The sequence below is a fragment of the Enterococcus sp. DIV0802b genome, from assembly GCF_050543535.1.
Classification (GTDB): Bacteria; Bacillota; Bacilli; order Lactobacillales; family Enterococcaceae; genus Enterococcus_D; species Enterococcus_D entomosocium.
Genome location: NZ_CP172941.1, coordinates 3,382,676 through 3,407,422, shown reverse-complemented (window position 1 = coordinate 3,407,422; position 24,747 = coordinate 3,382,676). Strand labels below are relative to the sequence as shown.

Below are 24,747 nucleotides of genomic sequence, written 5' to 3'. Positions count from 1 at the left end.
ATAATACTATTCGATATTGTGTATAGAAACCTACAATGAAATCTATGTCTAGATAAAATAGGAGTCGCTAAATATAAGAATAATTCATTTAAGGAATTGCAAACTTTAAAGTTCTTGATTCATTAATGTTTCACCTGTTTTTCATTTTTGATTAGGCTCTTTTTATTATGTTCATTTAAGCTAACGGTATAATTTTTTTGGAGGCTGATTTTTCATTGATAATTAAAATTTATTTATTGTGAATGATTATAAAAAGTTCTGAAAATACTAAAATAATAAAGGGAGTTTGTCAAATAATATAGAGAAGATAGCTCATTAATCAATCTGAAAAACACCTCTAGGCTAGAGATATAGCTTAGAGGTATTTTTATGACTAATTATGGTAAGATTATTAAATAAAAGTTGTCTTCATTTCAAATCGCATCGAATCCTCAAGTGGGGGAGATTAGTGAATGAAAAGGTCCATTTGGGGTGAGCTAATCTTTACAAGAAAAGAAGATTGATTTAGATAATGAAAGAACGGGGAGAAGAAATGAAAAAGAAACATAAAGTGATACAAATGTTGGGTGGGGCTACACTCTTATACATCTTAGCGGTCCTGTTTATAGGTGGCGCAACACTATTGCTGTTCAAAAATCTTACCTTTTTGATTGAGCCAGTAGTTAAAGTATTTCAGGTGGTTCTTCCTCCGTTAACTATGACGCTCGTTTTATATTTTGTACTTAAACCAGTTGTAAAGTTTTTGGTAGGGCTAGGACTTTCAAAAGTACTGAGTATTATTATTACATTATGCACACTTACTGCTGCCTTCATCTTGTCAACTGCCCTCGCACTGCCGTTACTTATCCAACAATTTGAACGATTGATCGAAAACTTCCCAAATTATTTGATTGAAGCTGAACGAGTAATAGAAACTTTTATACAAAATACTAGATATGAACAAGCATATCATGAGGGACTCGAGGTTCTGGCGAATTGGATAAATCAAGTTTCTAATAATGTGGGCGTATATCTGGGCAATATTATTTTCGGTGCTTCACAAGTGTTTTCAACGATTACCCATGTCCTATTGTTGTTATTGACAGTGCCGATCATCACGTTCTTTTTATTGAAAAATGACCGTCAATTTGTAGAGTATTCTTTAGGTATCTTCCCCCCTAGATTACGTCATGAAGTCAAAGAAATCATTCGGACAATGGAAAATCAGGTGGGCGCCTATCTAAAGGGCCAACTAGTCGTTTGTGTGATCATAGGAACATTGACTTTTATTGGCTTCTTAATTATCGACATGCCTTTTTCTGGAAGCTTAGCATTTCTTGTTGGCGCAACAGCTATCGTTCCTTATATCGGACCGGTTGTCGCCTTTTTCCCTTGTGCAATCATTGCAATCATGACGTCTCCTACGATGTTCATTCAGTTGTGCATTGTCTGGATCGTTGTTCAATTATTAAATGGGGAGCTGATCGAACCTCAGGTCATGGGAAAACATATGGTGATCCATCCAGTAACAATTATTTTTGTGCTATGGATAATGGGTGAACTTTTCGGCATGTTTGGGTTGATTTTCGGTATACCACTTTATGCAATCGTGAAAGTGTTAGTGGTGTTTGGGTTTCGAAAATTTAAGCAGCGATACAATCGCATATATGCGGAAGATGTTCCTTATGAAGAAACTGAATTTAGTTTAGAATCATACACTAAGAAAAGCAGCCATGGTTAACGAGGGAAACCTGTTGAACAAATGAATTCAAGTACGCATGTCCTGCTCAAATTGATCGTTTGAGTTAAATCATTTGCTTTGATAGTGAAAGAAAGAATTTTAATACATAGAGTGCTTGGAAATATCTATTTTCTGAGTACTCTATTTTTAGTTTGGGCCGATGAATTTCCGATAATTAAGTTTTCCAGTGTCAGAAATTCATTGGATCATGACTCCTTTTTAGCCATTCCAATAACTTGTCGTTTTTCTACGAAAGAGGCTGCTTGACTAAGCAGGAATCAACGCACAACAATGATAAGCGCCAGATGGATAGACTACCTATTTGACATCTGATTTCCCAAATGATATAGTTTCCAAATAGAAATCAATTTGAGGGGAAGTTTTCAATGAATAATTTAGAAGAGGTATTAGTAAACTTACAATGTGAATTGGTGGCGGAAAGAACCAGACTAAATCCTAAAACAATTAGTTGGCTTCAATATGATATTTTAAATATTCTAAATTCTGAAACTGAGATGCGCCCGTCAAAAATGAGTGTTTTGCTAGGAATTAGTAGGACAAAACTTTCAAAGGCGTTAAAAGAGCTAAAATTAATGAATTATATTCAACAGAAACCCAATGATGCAGATGGTCGAGAACTACTCACTTTTTTGACAATAGAGGGAAGTCATTTATTAACAACTATTGATAATGGACATACGCACTTATCTGAAATCGCAAATGCAGTTTTTAATCGGAAGGAAAAAGAGCAGTTCGCTGAACTAGCAAAGAAATATTTAGAAGCGCTTAAAACGGAAAGGCTGAGGTATGATGAATGATCTCATTTCTATCGAAGGAGCTAAAACAAACAATTTAAAAAATCTTTCTTTGAAACTTTCTAAGTATCAAGTAACTGTCGTAACAGGTGTTTCAGGCTCGGGAAAATCTTCTTTGGTATTTGATACCTTAGCAGCTGAATCCCAACGATTACTAAACGAGACCTATTCGAGTTATATCCAACAGCTACTACCTCACTATTCTCAACCAATCGTTGATAAAATAGAAAATCTACCAGTGTCTATTGTGATTAATCAGAAGAAACTAGGAGGAAATGCACGTTCCACAGTTGGAACTGTAACAGATATATATTCAAGTTTAAGGCTGCTATTCTCGAGGGTTGCAACCCCTTTTATTGGATATTCTATGAATTATTCGTTTAATAATCCCAAGGGCATGTGTGAAGTTTGTAAGGGATTAGGTGAGGTCAAAGAGATTGATGTCGATAAGTTAATCGATTTTGACAAATCTTTATCAGAGGGAGCTATTCAATTTCCTACTTTTCAACCGGGAGGATGGCGCCTGTCTAGGTATACAGAATCTGGTAATTTCGATAACAATAAAAAAATTAAAGATTACCTAGCAGAAGAATTGGACCGTTTACTAAATGATCTCGGCAGCACTCCAAGTAATCCTACGAATAAATGGCCAAAAACTGCACGTTATGAAGGGATCATTCCCAGAATTACCAAAAATTTTATCGAAAAAGAAAGCACGCAATATAGTGCACCATTAAATCACATTCTGCAAGTGAAAGAATGTCCCAATTGTCAAGGCACTAGAGTAAGTAAACTCGTTCGCTCTGCAAAGATAAATGGAAAATCGATCGCAGACTGTGTGAGGATGCCTATTCCTGAACTAAACAAATTTATTAAAGAGATTCATTCTTCTGCTGTTCAGGTGATTTTGAAAGATTTAAGTAAGAAACTACAGAGTTTGGAGGAGGTTGGCCTAGGCTATTTGTTTCTTAACCGTCCAACAGCAACATTATCTGGTGGAGAATCTCAAAGAATAAAAATGGTTAAACATCTTAACAGTGCACTTAGTGATATTCTATACATTTTTGATGAGCCTAGTATTGGACTCCATCCAGAAGATATTCAAAAAATAGCAAAGATAATTAGGGGGTTAAAAGATAAAGGAAATACTGTTGTTCTTGTTGACCATGATCCGGATATTATACAAATTGCAGACCATATCATTGAGATCGGTCCAGGATCCGGGGATAGCGGTGGAAAAATCACCTTTGAAGGAACCTATGATGAACTACTGAAGTCGAACACCATCACTGGAAGAGCGTTGGCAGATCAGTTGAACGTTAATACACAAAGACAACAATTTTCTTCCTATTACGAATTAAATGAGGTTAGTTTGCACAATGTTGTAAACGCTTCTGTGGTGTTGCCAAAACAAGCATTAACGGTTGTAACCGGAGTCGCTGGTTCTGGGAAGAGCACACTCATTCGCTATCTTTTTAAAAAAAAATATCCTGAAGCAAGTATATTAGACCAGAGTCAGATAAATGGCAACATTCGCTCAAATGTTCTCACGTATCTAAATGTCTTTGATAAAATTCGGAGCATCTACGCGCAATGTTCTGGTAAAAGTGCCTCTCTTTTCAGCTATAACGGTAAAGGAGCATGTCCTCTGTGCAAAGGCAAAGGAGTGATAAAAATGGATTTGGCTTTTATGGGGGATGCAGAGCAAGTTTGTGAGAAATGCCGAGGAAAAAGATATAACGATGAAGCCTTATCTATTTTATGGCATGGTTTCACTATTTACGATATTTTACAATTATCAGTTCGAAAAGCAGTAGATTTGTTTGATGATCGCTTATTGATCAGAACGATGCAAATTCTCATGGATGTTCATCTAGAGTATATGAAGTTGGGGCAGTCGCTAGATACATTTTCTGGTGGAGAACTTCAGCGTTTAAAGATAGCAAAAATAATTGCTCAAGATACTTCTAACTGTCTAATATTAGATGAACCATCTACCGGCCTTCATGAGGCGGATATTGACAAGTTGTTATTATTGTTAAATAAACTTTTGCAAAAAGGAAATACATTGATTGTTCTAGAGCACAATCTCAAAATAATTAGTCAGGCTCAATGGCTTATCGAAATGGGACCTGGCGGGGGGAACTTTGGAGGTAAAGTATTGTTTCAAGGGTACCCAATAGACTTATTAACGTTAGAAGATTCATACACAGCAAAACATCTGAAAAGATATACAAAAAACAACAATTAAAAAAGGTGTTTATAAGAATTTCAGTTCATGATTTTTTTAACAGCTATGTGATGGGCAGAAATTTAATAGCTTTTGATCTTCTTAATTTTTCGACAAAGAGTGTTAAGAAAGTGACGAATTTCTGGACACTCTTTTTAGATACAATAATTTATATGTGTCACTCTATTTTTGTGTTCATAAACTCGTAACTAAATCATTGTTCAATGAAAATTTAGATTTATGAGTATTTGGACAAACCTTGGATGTGGTCAGATACTTAATAGTATTTGATACCTTGCTCATAGTGATGGTTATTTTTTATTGTAAGTAACTATACAGATATAGTTTGAAAATAGAATTTCTTATTTTCCATACTCACAAAAAATGCTTTTAATTCAGTGATTGAATTAAAAGCATTCTCATTTTACCAATTATATTTTGTTGTTAATGTTACAGTGTTGTAGCCTGATTTTTTAAACTGATGATACCCTAAAGATTTAGGGCTAGTGTGCAGTATACCAAACGTTGCTTGTGCGCTTCCATATTTGCTATTTTTTACTGTATTCTGATCGCTGTTTATGAGTTTTTTTCCAGATGTATAAGACTCACATTTCGACCAGATAGAATCTTGTGTTTGACTAGCAGTTGAAGTAGCCACAAAAACTAGATTAGATTTTGATAGATTTCCTTTTACTGAAATAGAAGAGCGTGTGAGTGCATTCGACATTGTTGCTTCGTTTGAGTCAACAACTTCAAGTAGATTTCCTTGTTCGCTTGCAAGGGCTGTCGTCGAGACATTGAATCCTAAGATGCTTAGCAAGAATGTAAAAAGTATAATTTTTCTTTTCATTATTGATTCTCCTTTACTGATTCGCTCTAACTTCATGAGTGACCGTTGAATAACCTGATTTCTTAAATGTTGAATTTGCATAGGTATAGTTTTTTGACACACTTACTGGGGCATGATTTGTTTTAACAGAATTATACGCTGTTTTTGTTTTAGTAGAAGACTTATCATTTTTCAGTACACCGTTTGAATTGTAGAGCCGTGATCGTACAAAGATACTGTCCATCATTTTAGCCGCTTCTCCAGTTGCAGAGGACGCTGCACTTATTGGAGCGAGTGTGTAATGGATTGTAGCAGTCGTAGTACATTTGATGGAAGACCGTGAAACCCCATCTGTCATGGAGCTAGAATCACTATTCGAGATGACTATTTCTTCTAAAATTGGATCTTCTTGAATATTTCCACCTTCTTCGGAGGCGTATGCAAAACCTGGTAGTGTTGTAAGTGGTAAGAGACCCAGTACCCCCATTTTATATAGTGCTTTTTTCATTGTGATGACCTTCTTTCTTTTTATTTTCAAAGTTACCCTTCAAGATGAAAACAATAAATAATACTGCTTTCACGAAAGAGAAACTGTGATTTACTGTATCCAGAGGAACCTCTTTTGCTAACAATAACTGGAAAATAAACGGAACAACTATTGGCGAGATTATGACGTATATACAATATACGAAATATGCGAAAATTAAGTTATTTACGAGATTTGCTGTTTTTTTCATATTTTTCCACCTACTTACTATTTTTTATGAGTACAGGATTTGAGAAATCAATTTCAGTAATAGAATATATCCCATCGTCCATTTGATATGGCGACAGAACATCAACTAATTGAAAAATACTGTTTTCTTTTTTTGTGACGGGAATTTTAATCGGAATCCTATACAATTTATTATCAGAGATTTCATACACGGTGTTTGGAGGCAGTTCATTTTTTTCTATGAGAGAGCCATTTATAAAGGGAAGAATTGAGTGTCTGCTGTTCTCATTACTAGTTTGTCCCAAAAGAAGCTCCACACTGTCATTAGATCTTTTTTCAAGTTCGAGGATCGCTTCATTTGAAGATTGAACATTTACCATTGAAATTCTGGCGTTGTAATCGTTCGTATCATTATCATTAAGAAATTTAATGGACTGAGGATAGGTACTGTTGTTAGTCAAATTGAATCTTAGTCCCATAACTGAGTATTCTAAACTTCTTTCTAAGGTCATCGAGTCGTTCGATTTCGGATATTTAAAAAGTAAAATCATTAGTTCGTTTCCCTCAGAAATATTGTCTATTGAAAGGTCTATATTTATTTTCTGTTTATTGGTCAATGAAAATATGTTTGCCGAAGTAACTTCTTCTCCATTAACTTCATAGGGAATTTCATGCAAGTCCTTTAATATGTTTAAGTAATAAAGGTATTGTCCCTCCATATCTTGGATAATTTCAAGATCCCCTGAAAATGAAGATGAGCCACTTTGGTTTATTTGTGTACCTACATCAACTATCTGACCATTACTATCACGTAATCCATAACTTATGGTGTTTTCGAAAACAATAGTTTGAGTTTCTTCGGACTTAGGATTAGTTAATAAGAGGCCGGGCAAAACTAAAAAAATAATTATGGATAATGCAACTGTTGAAAGTATGGCAAATAATAATGGTGTTTTTTTATTTTTAAATATTCTCTTTCTCATCATTCACACTCCTTTTCCATTTACATTTTCATAATGACACATATCTATTTACTTTAAAGGACTAATCTGTTTACATTTCAGGTTTACGAAGGGATGTAAACCTGAAGTTTACGTAGTGTAAATAGAACGATACTTATAAATACCATTATTACAATGTATACTAAGAGAAAAATTTAGAATAGGAGAACGAAATGAAAAAAATATTTACGTTATTTATATTAGGAGTAGGTATTCTTTTTTTTCCAGCAACGGGACTTGCGCACGAAAATGAGGAGTTAGTATTTGACCTTGATTCAACAACTATTAGAAGCGAGTCATCGTATATAGATGACTCGGGAGAAACTATTGAACTAATGATTGAAAATATTTCATCCGGTACTAGGGTAGGTAAAGGGACATACAAAGTCTCGAAAAAAAGCACGGGTAATTGGTTAGTATCGTACAATGTGACTGTCAACTCGAACAAACAATTTACAGCTGCAACTAATTTAAATATGACCACTTATCAAGGGAGTATTACTTCAAGTTCTTTGAGTAGCAATTCATCAAGAGCTATCTGTAACTTCAAACACAAGATTGGAACAATGACTTCTAATGCGAGCGTGACGACGACTATTTCAAATGGTAAACTGGTTGTAAAATAATAAGTAGGTGTATTTAATGATGGAACTCGGGGAAAAACTTAAGTCACATCGGGAAAACAAAGGATTCTCACAAGTGTTTGTAGCTGAAAAGCTTAATGTTTCAAGACAATCTATTTCAAAATGGGAAAATGACCGAGGCTACCCTGACTACGACAACTTAATTCTACTGAGCCAACTTTATGAAGTTTCTATTGGAGAGCTACTCGATGAGAATGAAAAGTTGAAGAAAAAAATTGAACATAATAATGAAGATATTGCCAGCAAGAAACAGAAGCTCCAACTTTTACGAAATACGCTGGGAAAAGATGAAAGTCTGGTTTTAATTGGTCTTTCAGCGCTAGCATCGTTCATATTTCCAGTGGGCATTATTGTGTGTATGTATGTATTTGTCAGAAATAAGCGCTGTAATTCATACTGTAAATTAATTTGGCTTATCAGCATTTTAGCACTGGCGTTAAATTTATATGCTGGATACGGACACTTAGCAAATTATATGGGGTGGGGATCAGTTTCGATCGAACAGATTGAATAACGTCAAAATCAGTAGGAGTAAGAATGAAAAAACGAAATTTACTTACTGTTTGTAATGAAAGAAGAAGCGTCAATCAGCAAAAATTAAACTATGCGGAAGAATTTCTGCTATTTAGGGGTAAAATTCAGGAAGAACTGTATTCTGATAAAATATTTCTGACACTGATTGATAAAGAAAAGGGATTAGTTCAAGAAAGAGATAAACTATTAAATGAGTAGTACCATTCTATGGTGAAGACAATTTTAATTCTGAAGGTGTAATAGTAACTACTAAAAGTAAACTTTTCGTTTACCTTTAGTAGTAAACCGATGATGTAAACTTCTCGTTTCTTTCATTTTTTTCATATTTCAAGGATACTTAGTGTATAAAAAATGAAAGAGGGATCAAAATGAAAAAATCTATCGTAACAACTATGTTAACAGCAATAGTTGCAACCACTGTATTTACAGCTTTTGGTGGTGCAGTAACTTATGCTAAAGCAGAAACAATGGAAGAAACTAATGAACTTATTCTTCCTGACGAAAATGCACCAATTTTTTCGGACGAAGGAGCAGAGTACTTAAACGTTCCTGAAATTAATCTTGATAATGATACAAACTTGTACTCGGAAGGCATACAAGTAAATACTAGAGTAGCTCAATATAGAATGTGGAGAATTGAATCGAAAACATCAGCTGGTACATCTTATGGCGCATGGAGAAATGGACCATCTGGAAAGGGAAAAGCAACATTGTCAGCCACTAACTCAAATACTTCTAGTAGATCTGTTTCGTCTTCGATTTCAGGTAGTTATCCAATTGGTGCCGATAAAATCGGAGCATCGTTGGGAATTACAATTGGGCAATCAAAGACTTACGGAGTATCTTATTCTATAAATATCCCCGCAGGTAAAAGACAACAAATAATTTTTAGACCAGTGTACAAATCTACAAAAGTAGTACAGCGTGAGTATATAAGTGGAGTCAAAACAAAGACAACTAGAACCGCTACTGTAAAAACCTTTAGTCATTGGGATTACTCATTTAAAAACCTATAAGGAGAAAAAGATGGAGAAACAATACATTTATAGTTTATTTATCGGATTCATTTTATTATTTCAATTACAATTGATCAGTTACTGTAACTATCTTTTGGTTAAACAAGGTACAATCAATGGTGTTTTAGATCCTTATTTATTACTAAAAACGCCATTAGTCGTTATCCCCGTCTTGTTTATTTTATATTGTGCATACGGCATTTATAAAACGATTAAGAAACGATAAAAAATTAGTGCGCGTGTTAATTCTTCCCCAAATTAACATAATCTCGATATGGATTTCTAAATTAAGAAAAAACTATAAAAATGTGGTCACCATTAAAATCACTCAAAAATGATTGAGTGATTTTTTCAGTTTTCATTATATGGAGTGTTCAGAAAATGACGATTTCCTGAACACTCTTTTTAAATGCCATAATTGAAATTTATTGCTCTATTCTTGTGTACATAAACTCGTAACTAAATCATTGTTCAATTAAAAATTAGATTTATGATTATTAGGACAATTAATATAAAGGGACAGAAACATTAAAAATCAGTAATCAAATGGAATGAGATATGAGTGAAACAAGAGGACACTTTCTACAGTTTTAATAGTCAGACTACTCATTAGTATCAAAAGAAAAAACGTTGATTCTCTCTCATTTTCGCATCAAAATTCTTCAGTAATTGACCTGAAGGAAAAACACTTTATTCTTGTACAATTTGCTTAAAGCAGTTAGACTTATCCGGCCCTAAAATTTAGAAGCTTCGTTCTAACTCTCTGAGCCCGATCATTCGTAATCGGGTATTTTTGTTCTGCAAATATTATTAATAAATATAAAACTGATTTATAGGAAAGCCGAAGACATTTTAAAAGTTTATTATCTTTATAATAACAATTCGGAGCGTAAGGTAATGCCTCGCTAAAAAATAACTTATAATTCTTGAGAAGGAAAAACCAAAGAAATAAGCTAAACGAAAAAAAAAATTTAGACATATATTAATTTTTGTATAAATAAAACACTTAATAACGTGGATTATTAAGTGTTCTCATTTTTTGTTTAAAAAACTATTCTCCTAACAAATGAATAGATTACTTACGTGGAAGGAGGCCTAAAGGGAAAAAATGGCTATTTGTCAATAAGGACTGATGAGTTGTGCAAAATCAAATCTGGGTCAGAATGAACCTCATTCTGGCTCAGATTTTTTGTTATCTCACTTTGATTAATTGACTGATCAAAAAGATTCTAATTCTCATGTTCTCGAATGATTTAAATCTGTAGGATACTCGTTTCATTGTCTTTATGTGGGTATTCTTCGCTTCTATTTTTCCATTGGAATAAGGATAGATCATTGCGTTGGTGATGCCTTCTTCATAGGTCAGAAGGTTTTGAAGCTTCTCCCGAAAGCTGTCATCTAACGTTTCGGGAAGTTCTGTCAATAAGGAGAAAAATAAGTCAGGGTCTTTGTCTCGAAAGGCTTCAACTAATTCATGAAAAAAGGGATACGCCTCCTTCAGGGGCGTAGAAAACTCAAGCAATCGATCAATCATCATTGCTTCAGTAAGAAATGGGTATTTTGGTGCTCGGAAACTTTTCCATGTTTTGTATTCATAATGGTTGATGTTTGCACGATTTTTTAGCAAAAAGCGCCAGTTCTTTTTCAGTTTTTCTGCCTGGCTTTTCTGTCCGGCTTTACGAAGTTCATTCATTTCACGGATACGCAACTCATTGAACGCTTGATTCATGTGTTTGACAATATGAAACCGATCAATCACTACTTTCGCATTTGGCAGAACACGTTTGGTGAGCTGGAAGTAGGCGGCGTTCATGTCTGTCACCAAGAATTCTACTTCTTCTGGATTGGTACAACCTAAGAAATAGCTTGTTAATCGAGGTAATTTACGCGTAGGCAAAACATCTATTAATTTTCCTGTTTCGCCATCTGCGCAAATAAAGCTCATTTTATCTTCTATGGAAGCATGCGAACGAAATTCATCAACCATCAATACTCTGGGGAGAATCTTCTTAGATTGCTTTGGTAAATAGCTTTTAAACTCTTTCAATGTACGAATAACGGTGGTCAAAGATACCTGACAGCTTTTCGCAATAAAAGATAAAGATACTTTTTCAGTCAGTAAAGAAGCAATTTTATATCTAACATGATTTGCGATTGAATGTCTGGGTTGGACAAAATAACTTTGAGCAGTCCAATGGGTTCGGCAGTTTTTACAGGTATAGCGCTGCTTTTTTAGGCGCATAACCAAAGGCATATGATTGTATTGTTCAAAACGGACAATCGTTTCCTTCTTCCCATTTTTCACTATAATTGTTTTCCCGTTTCCATCTACCACAGTAGAACCACAACTTCTACAAGCACGAGGAGTAGGCGAGAGAACAGCATCGACGACCAACGTCTTTTTCTTCTGAAGGGTCTCGTAAGAGATCTCTGTAATCATCAAATCTTTCTCTGTTATTCTCAACATTTTTTTGATAGAATCATTCATATAGCATATCGTCCTCTCAGTTGTTTATTTTGTGGTGATTTAATCATACTAGAGAACGATATGTTTTTTAATACCTAAAATGAAAATGGGGCTGAAGAATCAATTCTGATTCATCAGTCCCATAAATTATAGAGCCAGAATTTTTTCTCTGTATTCTCCTGCTTTTTTTGAGAACAGAAACAACAAGCTTATTCCATGCACCCATTTTCTAAGAGTGAGTAATAAAGTAAATCAAGCCCATTATTGTTGCATGTGCAACAATAATGGGCTATTATAGTGCTAGATAGGGAGGGGATAGTTCGTGGAGGATATACTTCGTGAGATAGGTTCGATCAGTAGAATGTTGGAATCCATTGCTAATATTGAATTTAAAGAGGTTCAACTCAGTAAAGGACAATACATTTACTTAGTTCGTATATTTGAAAATGAAGGAATTATTCCTGAACGATTAGCCGAACGGATCAAAGTTGATCGCACGACTTTGTCCCGGGCGGTAAAAAAGTTAGAGGAAAATGGGTTTATTCTAAAAGAGTCAGACAAAGAAAATAAAAAAATCAAACACTTATACACAACCGCCAAAGGGAAACAAGCGGTTCAATTAATCATAAGAGAAAATAACTATTCAAATAAAGTAGCGATTCAACAGTTATCTGCTTTAGAAAGAAAAAATCTTGCGGAAATGCTGAAAAAAATAAAATCTTCGGTAGAAGTTGATTGGGTCAACGTCAAGAATGGGATCAAAAGAGACTATTAAACGAATAACGCCGCTGGGGAGATTGGATCTGATTGAATGTACATTCATGCTACCTAGGGTAGGAAGCACAGGTAGCTGATATTTGGTTAAAAAGGATATAGCTCGGCTGGCTGCTGAAAAAACAGAGATCCTGAAAAATAAAGGACATGAATTTGTTCAAATAAACTAAACAGGAGTGTAGAGAAAGTGAAGAAAATAATGATCGATCAAGAATTTTGGGCACTATTTCCAGAAGCACAAATCAACTGCCTTGTTGTAAAAAATATAAACAATGTTGCCGATGCTGCACACGAAACGTTTTTTACTGACTTGCTAAAAAGTAGTAAAGAACAAGCAAAGCGCTACTTAACAACCGACACCTTCAGTGAAAACCAAGTGATCCAAGAATGGCGAAGTGCTTTTCAGCAATTTAAAACGAAAAAAGGGGTACGCGCTTCCATCGAAGCACTGTTGAAACGGGTGAATCAAGACAGAGAATTTTCTCCCATCAATCCTTTAGTAGATATTTATAATAGTATTTCCTTGAAATATGGTGTCCCTTTAGGCGGAGAAGACCTCGATACAATCGTTGGCGACCTTCATTTAGGCGTTGCAAAAGGTGGCGAATCTTTCTTTCCCTTAGGTGCAGATACTGATTCCCCAGCCTTGGAAAAGGAAGTCATTTACTATGATGAGAAAGGTGCAATCTGTCGATGCTTAAATTGGCGGGAAGCTCAACGTACGATGCTAACAGAAGAGACCACCAATGCTGTTTTATTCATTGAATCGATCAATGAAACGCAACGGGCTCGGGCGAATGAAGCAATCAAAGAGTTAAGTCAGTTGGTTCAAGAGTATTTTAAAGTAGCAGGTAATGATTATGTGCTAAGTAAAGAAAGTCCTGAAATCATTTTGCAAGGGCGAGCTTCTTGTCTATAGGATAAGGATGTACACGTACTTTTTCTCGATTTTGCATACCATTCTCTCATTTTGATTGATCGGTCATCGTGAAAATCTTGACCCAAATATTCGGATGTGCAATAATTAGGTGGAATTTAAATAATGACATTAGATTTGTTCGCCGGAATAAATCTTATTGAAGTCAGAAAAACTAACCTTAGGCTTTTATGGTTAGTTTGTCTGACTTCTTTTTTGTTTTAGGAGGTATAGGCAGATGTTAAAAGAACAATTGAAAGAAAAAGGAAAGAGCCCTAACCAGTCGGGACTTTCCAGTAAAGAAGCAGAAATGAAGCTAGAAAAATATGGGTTTAATTCCATAGAAAGCAAAGACGAGAAGCATTTTTATGACTATTTGAAAGAGTCGATGAAGGATATTACCATCTTGATTTTAATCGTTGCAACGCTCTTATCTAGTTACGTTGCATTTCAAAACCACCCTGATGATTTTACGGAACCAATAGTCATCTTTTCAATTGTCATTCTTAATCTATATTTGTCGATTCGACAGCAAAAACATGCGGAAAAATCAATAAGTGAATTAAATAAGATAAGTGTTCCCGTAAGTAAAGTATTCAGAGATGGGGCGTTAAAAGAGATTGAAAGTTTGAACATTGTTCCTGGTGATATTGTTCAGTTGGCATTAGGGGACCGTATTCCAGCAGATGCTAAACTTTTAACTAGTAGTAATTTCTTTGTTGATGAATCGTTTCTAACTGGTGAAAGTGAACCAAGTGAAAAAGATCCCACCTATATTTCTTCTAAAGAAGATTCTTTAGGGGACAGAAAAGACTTGGTTTTTTCTGGCTCATTAGTAGTCACAGGAAAAGCAAACGTTCGAGTTGAAAAGACAGGAATGAATACGGAAATTGGTAAAATATCGAGCTTATTAAGCAAGGAAGAAACAACCATAGCACCTCTACAAATAAAAATGCAAAAACTTGGGAAAGTTCTAGGACTAATCGCTATTCTCTCTGGCTTTCTAGCGATTGCTATAGGAATCAGCAAAGGATTGTCTTTAGAGACCAGTATCATGACCGCAATATCCATGGCTGTTGCTGCTATTCCAGAGGTTTTGCCAGTCGTAGTAACAATCTCTCTAGCGGTTGGGATGAGAAATATGGCACTGAAGAAAACCATCGTTAGGACTCCTTCAACAGTAGAAACCGTTGGAGGTGTTTCAATCATCTGCTCAGATAAAACTGGAACGATTACGGAAAATAAGATGATCGTGAAAGAAGTTATTATCATGAAGGATAGACTGACTTCCTGCTTAGAAATAACAGAAGAGAAGGATAAAAATCTCTTATTTCTCTTCTATCTTGCTAGTTCGATGGAAGAAAATACAACAGTAACTAGTAATCCAACAGAGTTGGCGATCAGAAAAAAACTGGCATCGCTCTTCACTAAAGAGGAACTAGGTAAAGTCGCTTCAACCTTTGAACAGATTCATGAAGTTCCTTTTGATTCAAAACGAAAAAGAATGACTGTCTTATATAAAGTAAACAACCAATATGTTTCTGTCACAAAAGGGGCTTTTGATCGCTTGGATCTCATTGATGCGAACAACCCCACCTACGTGAGCAAGCATGATGAGTTGGCCAATCAAGCATACCGTGTTTTGGGCGTTGCTTATAAAAGATACGATGAAAAACCTACACGTCTTACTGAAGAAATTCTTGAAAGTCAGTTAGAGTTTGCAGGATTTGTTGGGATTATCGACCCAGCTCGGCCCGAAAGCTATACGGCTGTTTCTATTGCAAAACAAGCAGGGATTCAAACCGTAATGATCACAGGGGACCACTTACTAACAGCAAAAAAAATCGCAGAAGATGTAGGAATTCTCACCGATGGGAAAAAAGCAATGACCGGCGCGGATTTACATGAAATGAGCGATGAAAAATTAGCCCATGTGATTGATGACTATCGAGTCTTTGCCCGTACTTCCCCAGAAGATAAAATTCGAATCGTAAAAGCATTTCAAAAAAATGATGAGATTGTCGCTATGACTGGCGATGGTGTCAATGATGCACCTGCATTAAAAGCAGCTGATGTAGGGATCGCAATGGGAGGTGGCACAGAAGTAGCAAAGGAAGCTTCTGATATGGTTTTAGTAGACGATAATTTTGCGACGATTGTTCAGGCGGTTGAAGAAGGACGACGGGTATACAGCAATATCAGAAAATCATTATACGCGATGCTTGGTTGCAATATTTCTGCACTGACGATCGTTTTAATTTCCTTGCTCGTTGGGTGGGGAGCACCTGTTACAGCGGTTCAATTGTTAATCATAAAAGTAGTTGCAGATGGAATCCCAGGAATGAGTCTTAGCATTGAACCAGTCGATAAAAAAGCAATGATGGAAGCCCCGATCGCTAAATACACGAGCATTTTTGCGCAAGGATTATTGGTAAAAATTGTAGAAATCTCAATTGTTTTTACAGGCGTCACATTAGGCGCGATTCTAATTGGACGTCTAGAATCGATAGAGGTTTCGCAGACAATGACATTTATTGTATTGGGATTATCAACTATTGTGCATATGTTTAATTGTAGAAGTAAAGAATCTATTCTGAAGCTGCGTTTTTTGAGCAATCCGTTGTTAGTAATGACAACCTTCATAGGTGCATTGATCATTATCTTGTTAGTAACGATTCCATTCATGCAAACTATTTTTGGCTTTGTTTCTCTTCGTGCAGTTGACTGGCTATGGGTAATCGGCTTATCCATTTTTCCTTTAGTGTATATTGAAGTGAAAAAATACTTTGGTTTCTTCTAATAAGAATGATAAATAGAAAATCCTCTGTTAACAAATTTTCTTGAGAAATGAGGGAGGGCAAAAACTGGGAAGTTTTTGCGTCTCCTTTAATTATTTACAGACGCTTATGATTTCTGGTTTGATATTATTTAGAAGATATCAGAATGCATAGCAACTATTGTTGAAAGGAAGGAATCGGTAGTATGTTTCAGGAAAATCACCAGAAGTAGCTAAAAAAATCCCCTCTATTCTACTCTCTTTTTCAAGAATTCCTGTTAAATGGTAGGTTTTATGTCAAAATGAAAGGTAGAAATCGATGAGGAGTTGTTGAAATGAAGGAAACAATATTAGCAATGAAGCTGAAAGAATATAGAGAAAAAAACAAGCTAACACAAAGTATGCTAGCAGAATTATTAGAAGTAAGTGACAAGACAATCTCAAAATGGGAGTTAGGTGCTACGTACCCTAGCAAAAAAAATATGATCAAAATAGCCGAAGAATTGGATATCTCATTAGAAACATTACTTTTGGAAGAAACTAAGAAAGACAATGATGATTTAAAAGTAAGTATCAAGTATGGGGTGATTAGTTTTTGCTTGCTCTTTTTTGTCACGATGATCGTTACTTCGTTCAATCAAGACTTCAGCACGATTATGAATCTTTCTATTCAAGAAAAATTTGGTGTACTTTTAAACACTGCTTTAAAATTATTGAGCATCTCGGTGCCGCCAGCGATCATCATTGGCTCCGTGTTTTATTTTTATATCTTCCCTAAAAATAAAAAAGAGAACGAACCATTTCCTCGGTTTCGACAGAAATGGTAGATTAGAGTATAGGAATCAAGTCATGGACAGAAAAACGCATTTTAGATAAAAAGAATGCTCAGTCTGGCTAGTGTGAAAAGCGCATAAATTTTATAAGAAGGGGAGAACAGGGTGGGATTCTTTGGTAAAAAGAAAGAAGTCAGAAATTTAACGAAGGAAGAAGAAGCAGAGATCAAAGAAGAAATGGCACGACAAATTCTTTCGAAAAACGAAAATGATATTGGCATGGTCAAGAAAATTAAAGTCCTGACAAACATGCGTACAGGACAAGCGAAAGACCTATTCCTGAAATTTAGGGATGAGTTAACCGAGAATTAATCGGATAGGGAATCAGATAGCGATTGCCCTTCAAGAAGGCGATATTTTGCTTATTATGTTTCTTTCAAAATTGAGATGAATAGAAAGGGAGAATAGATATGAAGAAAAAAAACTCTGAAAAATGGTATTTTTGGGTACTTGTTGTCATAATGGTTGTTGTCTTTTTCTATCTTACTAAGTAAAGAGAATGAATTTTCTTGAAAATAAACACTTACTAAGAATGACTATTTTTTAAGTTATGAATGGATGATGATTTTATGAAAAACGAATATGGATTTACCTTGATTTCAGTTTTAACTATGTTATCCATTAGATTATTATATTGATGAATGAAGCATCCAGAGACCCATTGTTTTCTGAATGCTTTTTTCATCTACAAATCATTCTTTGAGAATCCGGCTGTTGCGAAAAATCAGTGATAGTGTATTAGAATATATGATGAATTCTGTTGAAGGGTGCGTTCATTAAATGGCTCGGGCGATTAATTCCCTGTAGGGTTTCCATTAAAAGGACCACTTACAACGACTTTTCCCAACATATGGCCACTTTCGACATCTCTCGTTGCGCGCTTCAAATTTGCCGCGTTGATTCCATCCGAATAGACTTTGCTTAAGGTTGTTTTTAGTGTCCCTTCATTTGCTAAATCAGCAATCACTTTTAGCGCTTGTCCTTGTGTCTCGATTTGATAGTCGTGGTCTGTTTTAGCGAACATATACTCCCAATCAAAGCTAACAGAAAGGTTTTTCCATACACTTAAATCAAGGGGCTCGTGAAGGCCAACGATCGTGCCCACATGACCATAAGGTTTTACCAAATGGCTGATTTGATCAAAGTATTGGGTGATGTCAAACAAGACAGCGATATAGTCAACATTCGGAACGCCTAATTCTCGAAAGCTGTCCCTTAGGTCGTGATGGTAGTCTAAAGGGTGGTCAACCCCGGTTTTTTGAAGCCAGTCAAAATTTTTTGAACTAGCGGTAGCATACACTTCTAGACCTGCCCAATGAGCCAACTGATTCAGTATCGATCCGACGCCACCCGCACCATTGATGACGAGAATACTTTTCCCTTGATTGGCGTTTTCTTTAGGAATCAAGCCGAATTTTTCAAACAGCAATTCATAAGCGGTTAATGCAGTCAATGGGAATGCAGCAGCCTCTTCATCTGTTAAATTTTTAGGGGCTAGGGCAACGATCCGTTCATCGACTGCTTGATATTCTTGATTGCTTCCTGATCGAGTGGTGGTTCCTGCATAAAAGACCCGATCACCAACAGTAAATTTCATGACATCTTTTCCGACAGCGACCACTTCTCCGACCGCATCAAAACCTAAGATACGCAGGGCATTTCGCTTGCGAGTCGTTTGCCGTAATTTGGTGTCGACTGGATTGACCGAAACGGCTTTGATTTTTACTAATAAATCACGAGGGCCTGGAACAGGGATTCCTTCTTTTTGGTCAATAAAACTATGCGTAGATTCAATTGGCAGGCCTTCGAAAAAGCCTATTACATTCATCGTTTTCTGTTCTGACATTTTCATTCCTCCTTTTCTGGATAGAAAATCGCATTAGTTCTTTTACGTATTGCCCTCCCTTTGGATCAAGACCGGTTAGTTTGCTTTCGCAGGATTTTTTCCGATAAAAATGCGGAACAGACTGTAAGGCTTCTCTCTCAGGTCTTCTCCTTTGTGAAAACTAGCCTGCCGTTGCAGCTGGTTGGCGTTAAAATATAAGTATTGATCTGGTCCAATAGATAAAGTATCTGGCCATAAAATACGCGGATCGTGAGCCAAAGTCTCCATAGTACCATCCGTGTGAATCACACGAATGCTGTTGTTTTCATAGTCGCCAGCATAGATCGTTCCATCTTCTGCCGTAATCATGCCATCAGAGGCGCCTTTTTCGCCCCAATCTTTAACATGTGCTTCTAATGCGTGATCATCAATTTCTTTGTTGAAAATTTTATCGGTTTCAATTGAGTATAAATGTCGACTGGATAAAGGACTAAAAAACAAGGTTTTTCCGTCGGGAGAAATCGCTAGGCCGTCAGCTGCCACTTGCCAATGCGAAGTTGTTCCATCAGCCGAGCGATTTAACAAAATCTCGCCTTCAACTTTAGGAATAAAGGCTGGATCAACCGCGGTGGAGGGCGTGCCATCTAAAATACGGAATGCATCGCCAGTACCTAAATCGAGTACGATCAACGCACCAGGACCGGTAATAGAAGAATCGGTTATATAGGCTACCCCTTCAGAACCGCGGCGTAAATCAATTCGAACATCATTCAAATACGTAGAGTCTAGGACGACATCCGGTGAAAAAGTATAGACTTTGCGAATTTGATTAGTACTTAAATCCACAGCAACCAGTTTTGCCCCACCCTTAACAGGAACGGTGAATTTGGGTGCAGCGGTATCCAATACCCACAAAGTACCAGCACCATCAGCAACGATACTTTGTACACTTAGAAATCCGTTTTCCGGTTTTTGAGGATCAAATGTATTCGCTTCTTGGCTAGGATAAGGAATTAATTTGCCGTCTACTCGTTCAACGACTGTCGCGGTTACTTGGTCTCCCCATTCAGGAAAATTAATAAAGATTCTCCCGGTTTCCGATAAGCTAACGCCGGTAGGCATCGCATCATAAAATTCATGAACTTGTTCTAGTTTGCCAAAATAGTTTTCTTTTGCAGCATTCATTACGTATCTTCCTCTCTGAGCTTTCCCTATTTCACTTCGACTTCAAAGTTCACAACACCACGAGCTAGGACATGTCCAAAGGTATTAAAAATGAAAAAAGCTGGGGTAGAATCCTCAGGAATTTCAACTTTCTCAATAGCCAATGCCCAAACCGTTAAGAAGTAGTGATGAACACCATGACCTTTGGGCGGCGCAGCACCAATATATTTTTTCATGCGGGCATCATTTGGTAATTGAACGGCTCCCGGTGGCAGCTTTGCGTTATCGCTACTGCCGGCTCCTTGTGATAATTCCTCTACAGAAGCGGGGATATTCATGACTGCCCAATGCCAAAATCCTGATCCAGTTGGTGCATCAGGGTCGTATAAGGTAACCGCATAGCTTTTCGTATTGCTTGGTGCACCGGTCCAGTGAAGCTCTGGTGAAATATCTTGTCCATCCTCAATCCCAAAATCACCAGACATAAATTTTTTATCCATAAGTTTCCCGTCAACAATGTCCTTACTGGTCACGTGAAACGCTGGCACGTCTTGTAATCCTAAAAATGGATCGTTCATACTATCTCCTCCTTGAAACGTGTTTTTGTAACAAGGATAGCGTAATCCTCGGTCAATGAAATGTAAATTAGGGAATTTTTTTATACCACAATTAGAGGTGAACGAGTGTAAACTGACTTAAGAAGCCTGCTTGCCAGTCTTTATCCGATTTCAAATGGACTTGACCGTAATCAACTAGCCAACCATGAAAGTTTTGAGCTTGTTCATTGGTAAATGTATCTGGTAATTCGATCATATTTTGAAGGGTGAGGTAAGTAAGCGGCTCATTTAGGCCTAAGCGACTAAAAATTCGTTGTGCGTATTTATCAGCGATAAACACGACCTTATTAAACACAAAAACCATTAGTACATCTGCCGTTTCATAGCCAACACCATAGATAGCTAGCAACTCTTTTCGTAACTCAGCCTGTTCTTTTTTCTGTAGAATACCGATATCATAGTTGTAGCGCTGAAACCAAGAAAAGATTTCTTTTATCGCGCGGGATTTATTTTTGTAGAAACCACTGGGCCGAATCAGATCCTGAAGAAGGAACTGATCAATTTCTGCCAATCTTTTCGGAGAAAATCCAATCTCTCTTCTGATGTTTGCTAAGGAATAGGCCACATTTTTCCAATTGGTATTTTGAACCAAAATTGATCCGACAACGATTTCCCATGGATTTTCTGTATCCCACCACGTTGAATGTTCCATTGATGTGCTTAATGCTTCATATAATTCTTCAATATTTTCAATCTTTTTCACGTTAAAAACCTCATTTTTACTAGCAGTCGCGATCAATTGCAAGTTAAACATTCTTCTTCAAGTAATCCCGCGTTTTTGTGATTAAAATCTTCGCCCCAGCGATACAATAATTCAATGATCTCTTTTAAAGAGTAGCCATAATCGGTCATTCCATACACAACCTGTAATGGTTTTTCCTGAACGACCTTACGATAGATCAATCCATCCTTTTCTAAATCTTTCAACTGCAAAGAGACCATTCTTCTAGTGATGCCAGGAATCAGCTTTTGTAGTTCGTTATAGCGAAGTGACCCATCAAACATCAAATGATATAAGATAACGCTTTTCCAACGACCTGAAATCATTTGTAAAGTCGATTCGACCGCGCAGCCATGTTCGCAATTGTATATTTTTCTTGTCATCTTCCGTTGTCTCCTTTTCCGTATGTCTGAGAGTATCATAAGGATTTACTTACTATTTGTAAAACAATTCATCTCCTAATCGTAAGAAGGCAATAAGAAATAGACGTATAAAAAAATTCCCTAATGTACAACTCTTTCTTTTGAATCTATAGTACACGAGTAAGCAAATTTATTACCTTTACAGTTATCTCAAGTAATCCTAATAAACAACTTGCAAAAAACATTTAGGAGAGATTTATTATGAATAAGAACGGTGCAGACTTGATTGTAGATACATTGATTAAAAATGGTGTGGAATATGTCTTTCAATTGCCAGGCGGCAAGTTGGGTCCGTTATTAATGGCTTTGAAAAAACGTGAAGAGATTAAAGTTGTTACGGTAAGACATGAACAAAATGCTGGTTTCATGGCACAAGGAATTGGGCGCATGACTGGTAAACCTGGTGTAGTGATGACTACGTCAGGACCGGGGGCTTTGAATTTGGTCACGCCCTTAGCTACGGCGACTTCTGATGGTGACCCGGTATTGGCTATTGCCGGACAAGTTCCACAAGCGAAGTTAGTAACACCGTATCCTCAAAATCCTAATATTTCTGGCGTAATGAATGATTCAACGATTACTAAATATGCCAAGGAAATTCAGCATACCGATGCCCTTGCGGATGAAGTAGCGAATGCGTATGTCTCAAGTATCAATGGCAATCCCGGGGCCGTTTTTATGGATATTCCAGGTAATATTCTGTTAGCTGAGACCACTAAATCTGGTTTGGCTTTTTCGACCTTAGTGAATCAATTGGACAATACGATTAGTGACGAAGCTGCCATTCTTAGTGCAGTTGAGAAAATCAAAGCGGCAAAACGCCCAGTTATTATCGTTGGTGCTCGGGCAGCCGATGATAATGCGGCGGCTGCCATTCAAGGGTTCGTTAAAAAAACGGGAATTCCGGTCGTGGAGACGTTCGAAGCTACAGGTCTATTGACGCATGAGTTTTCCCAAAACTATGTGGGTCGAGTGGGGCTGTTTAATAACCTGCCTGGGGATGAACTGGTTTTTAACAGTGATTTAGTGATTACATTGGGATTAAATTTGGTTGAATACTGGGCTTCTGTTTGGAATACCGATAACAAGCGCATTATTGATATTGATACTGTAGTGGATCATTTAGATGAAACTTATCTCCCTGACACCATCCTCTTAGGCAATATCGCAAAAAATCTAAAAAATATTACCAATAGCATAACGGAACAAGCCATTACGGATGAGTGGAAAATGGTGGTTCATGACTTGCAAGAAAAATTGACAGCGAAGAAAAAAGTACCCAGCCAAACACCTGAGGATGCACTACATCCATTGGAAATTGTTGACTCTTTGCAAAAAATAATCGAGGCTCATCCAAATACGACCGTTGTTATGGATGGAGGAAGTCATGAAGTGTGGCTGGGTTCGTACCTAAATGTGTATCGGCCAAAACATTTCTTAATGTCTGATGGGGAACAAACCTTAGGCGTCGGTCTTCCTTGGGCGATTTCAGCAGCACTGTTACGTCCAGAGGAAAAGATTTTGTCTTCAGGTGGGGATGGCAGCTTTATGTTTTCCTCACAAGAATTAGCTACAGTAGCCCATTACAATTTGAATATTGTGCAAGTAATCTGGGTGGATAAAGAATACAACATGGTTGAATTCCAACAAGAACTAGACTATAACGGACAAAAAGAAGGGGTCGATATCGATTATATTGGGTATAAAGAAATGGCTGAAAGCTACGGTATTAAAGCAGTTCGTGTACGTTCCAAAGAAGCTTTAGATGCTGCGCTGAAGGAAGCGTACGCTACGAGTGAACCAAGAGTGATTGAAATGATCGAAGACAATCATGAGAATATTCATTTACGAGATAAAGAACCGTTTAAAAAGTACTGAGTCTTTCTACTATGGGCCACAAAACATGTGTTAGAAAAGAATGGCAATGCACCTTTACTACGTTAAAGAAAAGAAAGTTCTTTTTACAATAAAAACAGTGCCTGACTAAAAATATGAAGTGGAATTTTTAGAGAATCCAGGACAGAAGTCTTTAATAAAATGCCGTTGGTAAGGACGATGATTCGTTTGCTGCTAGCGGTATTTTTGTTAGCATCTCCTCTGATTTTTTCGGAGAAAAGGTCTGCCAATTCGGCACTGTCTTAAAAAAGCACATCGATACTCTAAATACGGTGGATAGCGGTGATTTGGATACGTGTTTCTAGTCTTCATAGAGGCAGATTTCAAGTAAGTCGAATGAAGGAAATTAAGCACTTCCTATGTTGTTTGATGGAAGAATTATTAGTGAGGAGACTCCTTTTTCCAGCTAAGGAATGACTTCTATAGGATGGTTTCCTTGTTAATTGTTGTAAGTATAATGTGTAAAAATATTTTAAGTTTCTTTTTTTAATGATTGATATGTATAATAAGATGGTAAAGCAATAAAGTGTATGCTGAAAAGAGGTCTCTTATGAAAAAATTTGCACTCGGCGTTTTTTGTTTCAGTCTTTTTATCACGGTCGTTGGCTTTTTTTTACAAACGATTTTGATTCCTATTCAAGATTTTGACACAATAAGCCAAGAAGAGCTTAAGAATATCCAACTTGATCTTGCTATTAATTATCCATTAGGAACTGGTATGCTCTATGTCGGACTTCCTTTGTTAGTATGCTCGAGTGGTTATTTGGTTTATTGTTATTTTAGAGATAGGAAGAACTGAAAGAAGAGTAAAACTATCTGGAGTATAAAGCTT

Annotated in this window: 23 protein-coding genes; 14 read left to right on the top strand and 9 right to left on the bottom strand. The window is 36.6% G+C overall.

Annotation, left to right across the window (positions count from 1 at the left end; translation table 11 throughout):
- The first annotated feature begins 532 nt into the window (after window positions 1–532).
- The 3 genes from IGJ12_RS15975 to IGJ12_RS15965 all read left to right on the top strand — a co-directional run bounded on the left by IGJ12_RS15975 (window position 533) and on the right by IGJ12_RS15965 (window position 4,786).
- Entirely contained in the window at window positions 533–1,720 is a 1,188-nt protein-coding gene (locus IGJ12_RS15975; protein WP_034872249.1) for an AI-2E family transporter, read from the top strand.
- Window positions 1,721–2,106: 386 nt separating this feature from the next.
- A complete protein-coding gene (locus tag IGJ12_RS15970) occupies window positions 2,107–2,538 on the top strand; it encodes a MarR family winged helix-turn-helix transcriptional regulator (protein ID WP_016612169.1) in 432 nt (143 codons plus the stop codon).
- On the top strand, window positions 2,531–4,786 hold the full coding sequence (locus IGJ12_RS15965; RefSeq protein WP_086372947.1) for an ATP-binding cassette domain-containing protein: 2,256 nt from the start codon (window positions 2,531–2,533) through the stop codon (window positions 4,784–4,786). The genes IGJ12_RS15970 and IGJ12_RS15965 overlap by 8 nt, the downstream gene beginning before the upstream one ends.
- Before the next feature lie 403 nt (window positions 4,787–5,189).
- On the opposite strand, the gene IGJ12_RS15960 is transcribed toward IGJ12_RS15965, so the two are convergent.
- The 3 genes from IGJ12_RS15960 to IGJ12_RS15950 all read right to left on the bottom strand — a co-directional run bounded on the left by IGJ12_RS15960 (window position 5,190) and on the right by IGJ12_RS15950 (window position 7,292).
- Window positions 5,190–5,615 (bottom strand): hypothetical protein, encoded by a 426-nt coding sequence (locus IGJ12_RS15960; protein WP_086372436.1) that lies wholly within the window; start codon window positions 5,613–5,615, stop codon window positions 5,190–5,192.
- A gap of 13 nt (window positions 5,616–5,628) precedes the next feature.
- Window positions 5,629–6,102: a hypothetical protein gene (locus IGJ12_RS15955; RefSeq protein ID WP_086298851.1), complete on the bottom strand. Its 474-nt coding sequence runs from the start codon at window positions 6,100–6,102 to the stop codon at window positions 5,629–5,631.
- A gap of 239 nt (window positions 6,103–6,341) precedes the next feature.
- Window positions 6,342–7,292, bottom strand: coding sequence for a hypothetical protein (locus tag IGJ12_RS15950; protein ID WP_086332761.1), 951 nt, complete (start codon window positions 7,290–7,292; stop codon window positions 6,342–6,344).
- A 191-nt stretch (window positions 7,293–7,483) separates the two neighbouring features.
- Between IGJ12_RS15950 and IGJ12_RS15945 the strand changes: the two genes are divergently transcribed.
- The 4 genes from IGJ12_RS15945 to IGJ12_RS15930 all read left to right on the top strand — a co-directional run bounded on the left by IGJ12_RS15945 (window position 7,484) and on the right by IGJ12_RS15930 (window position 9,504).
- Window positions 7,484–7,936: a DUF5626 family protein gene (locus tag IGJ12_RS15945; RefSeq protein WP_086372435.1), complete on the top strand. Its 453-nt coding sequence runs from the start codon at window positions 7,484–7,486 to the stop codon at window positions 7,934–7,936.
- Window positions 7,937–7,955: 19 nt separating this feature from the next.
- The gene (locus tag IGJ12_RS15940; RefSeq protein ID WP_430619192.1) at window positions 7,956–8,468 is read left to right on the top strand and encodes a helix-turn-helix domain-containing protein; all 513 of its coding nucleotides are present in this window, start codon (window positions 7,956–7,958) and stop codon (window positions 8,466–8,468) included.
- Window positions 8,469–8,491: 23 nt separating this feature from the next.
- Complete coding sequence (locus IGJ12_RS15935) at window positions 8,492–8,686, top strand: hypothetical protein (RefSeq protein WP_086332758.1); 195 nt, start codon at window positions 8,492–8,494, stop codon at window positions 8,684–8,686.
- 170 nt (window positions 8,687–8,856) lie between these two features.
- Complete coding sequence (locus IGJ12_RS15930; RefSeq protein WP_430619191.1) at window positions 8,857–9,504, top strand: hypothetical protein; 648 nt, start codon at window positions 8,857–8,859, stop codon at window positions 9,502–9,504.
- Window positions 9,505–10,696: 1,192 nt separating this feature from the next.
- Here IGJ12_RS15930 and IGJ12_RS15925 read toward each other — a convergent pair.
- Window positions 10,697–11,992, bottom strand: coding sequence for an ISL3-like element ISEfa11 family transposase (locus IGJ12_RS15925; protein ID WP_086332755.1), 1,296 nt, complete (start codon window positions 11,990–11,992; stop codon window positions 10,697–10,699).
- A gap of 301 nt (window positions 11,993–12,293) precedes the next feature.
- Between IGJ12_RS15925 and IGJ12_RS15920 the strand changes: the two genes are divergently transcribed.
- The 5 genes from IGJ12_RS15920 (at window position 12,294) to IGJ12_RS15900 (ending at window position 17,582) form a co-directional block, all read left to right on the top strand.
- Complete coding sequence (locus IGJ12_RS15920; RefSeq protein ID WP_086332754.1) at window positions 12,294–12,746, top strand: MarR family winged helix-turn-helix transcriptional regulator; 453 nt, start codon at window positions 12,294–12,296, stop codon at window positions 12,744–12,746.
- A 198-nt stretch (window positions 12,747–12,944) separates the two neighbouring features.
- The gene (locus IGJ12_RS15915) at window positions 12,945–13,664 is read left to right on the top strand and encodes a B3/B4 domain-containing protein (RefSeq protein ID WP_086298847.1); all 720 of its coding nucleotides are present in this window, start codon (window positions 12,945–12,947) and stop codon (window positions 13,662–13,664) included.
- Window positions 13,665–13,899: 235 nt separating this feature from the next.
- Window positions 13,900–16,461 (top strand): cation-translocating P-type ATPase, encoded by a 2,562-nt coding sequence (locus IGJ12_RS15910; protein ID WP_016620264.1) that lies wholly within the window; start codon window positions 13,900–13,902, stop codon window positions 16,459–16,461.
- A 311-nt stretch (window positions 16,462–16,772) separates the two neighbouring features.
- A complete protein-coding gene (locus tag IGJ12_RS15905; RefSeq protein WP_005233169.1) occupies window positions 16,773–17,264 on the top strand; it encodes a helix-turn-helix domain-containing protein in 492 nt (163 codons plus the stop codon).
- A 111-nt stretch (window positions 17,265–17,375) separates the two neighbouring features.
- The gene (locus IGJ12_RS15900) at window positions 17,376–17,582 is read left to right on the top strand and encodes a hypothetical protein (protein ID WP_005233172.1); all 207 of its coding nucleotides are present in this window, start codon (window positions 17,376–17,378) and stop codon (window positions 17,580–17,582) included.
- 481 nt (window positions 17,583–18,063) lie between these two features.
- Here IGJ12_RS15900 and IGJ12_RS15895 read toward each other — a convergent pair whose 3' ends face one another.
- From IGJ12_RS15895 to IGJ12_RS15875, 5 genes are all read right to left on the bottom strand, one after another.
- A complete protein-coding gene (locus IGJ12_RS15895) occupies window positions 18,064–19,116 on the bottom strand; it encodes a zinc-binding alcohol dehydrogenase family protein (protein WP_008380297.1) in 1,053 nt (350 codons plus the stop codon).
- A gap of 75 nt (window positions 19,117–19,191) precedes the next feature.
- On the bottom strand, window positions 19,192–20,280 hold the full coding sequence (locus IGJ12_RS15890) for an L-dopachrome tautomerase-related protein (protein ID WP_005233176.1): 1,089 nt from the start codon (window positions 20,278–20,280) through the stop codon (window positions 19,192–19,194).
- Window positions 20,281–20,306: 26 nt separating this feature from the next.
- Window positions 20,307–20,837 carry a YbhB/YbcL family Raf kinase inhibitor-like protein gene (locus IGJ12_RS15885; protein ID WP_005233187.1) on the bottom strand — a complete coding sequence of 177 codons (531 nt, stop codon included), beginning with the start codon at window positions 20,835–20,837 and terminating at the stop codon, window positions 20,307–20,309.
- A gap of 91 nt (window positions 20,838–20,928) precedes the next feature.
- Entirely contained in the window at window positions 20,929–21,630 is a 702-nt protein-coding gene (locus IGJ12_RS15880) for an endonuclease III domain-containing protein (protein ID WP_005233189.1), read from the bottom strand.
- Window positions 21,612–21,980 carry a winged helix-turn-helix transcriptional regulator gene (locus tag IGJ12_RS15875; protein ID WP_008380292.1) on the bottom strand — a complete coding sequence of 123 codons (369 nt, stop codon included), beginning with the start codon at window positions 21,978–21,980 and terminating at the stop codon, window positions 21,612–21,614. The genes IGJ12_RS15880 and IGJ12_RS15875 overlap by 19 nt, the downstream gene beginning before the upstream one ends.
- 240 nt (window positions 21,981–22,220) lie before the next feature.
- Here IGJ12_RS15875 and alsS point away from each other — a divergent pair, with 240 nt between their 5' ends.
- On the top strand, window positions 22,221–23,897 hold the full coding sequence (gene alsS, locus IGJ12_RS15870) for an acetolactate synthase AlsS (RefSeq protein ID WP_008380291.1): 1,677 nt from the start codon (window positions 22,221–22,223) through the stop codon (window positions 23,895–23,897).
- A gap of 568 nt (window positions 23,898–24,465) precedes the next feature.
- Window positions 24,466–24,714 carry a hypothetical protein gene (locus tag IGJ12_RS15865; RefSeq protein ID WP_008380289.1) on the top strand — a complete coding sequence of 83 codons (249 nt, stop codon included), beginning with the start codon at window positions 24,466–24,468 and terminating at the stop codon, window positions 24,712–24,714.
- Window positions 24,715–24,747: the final 33 nt, after the last annotated feature.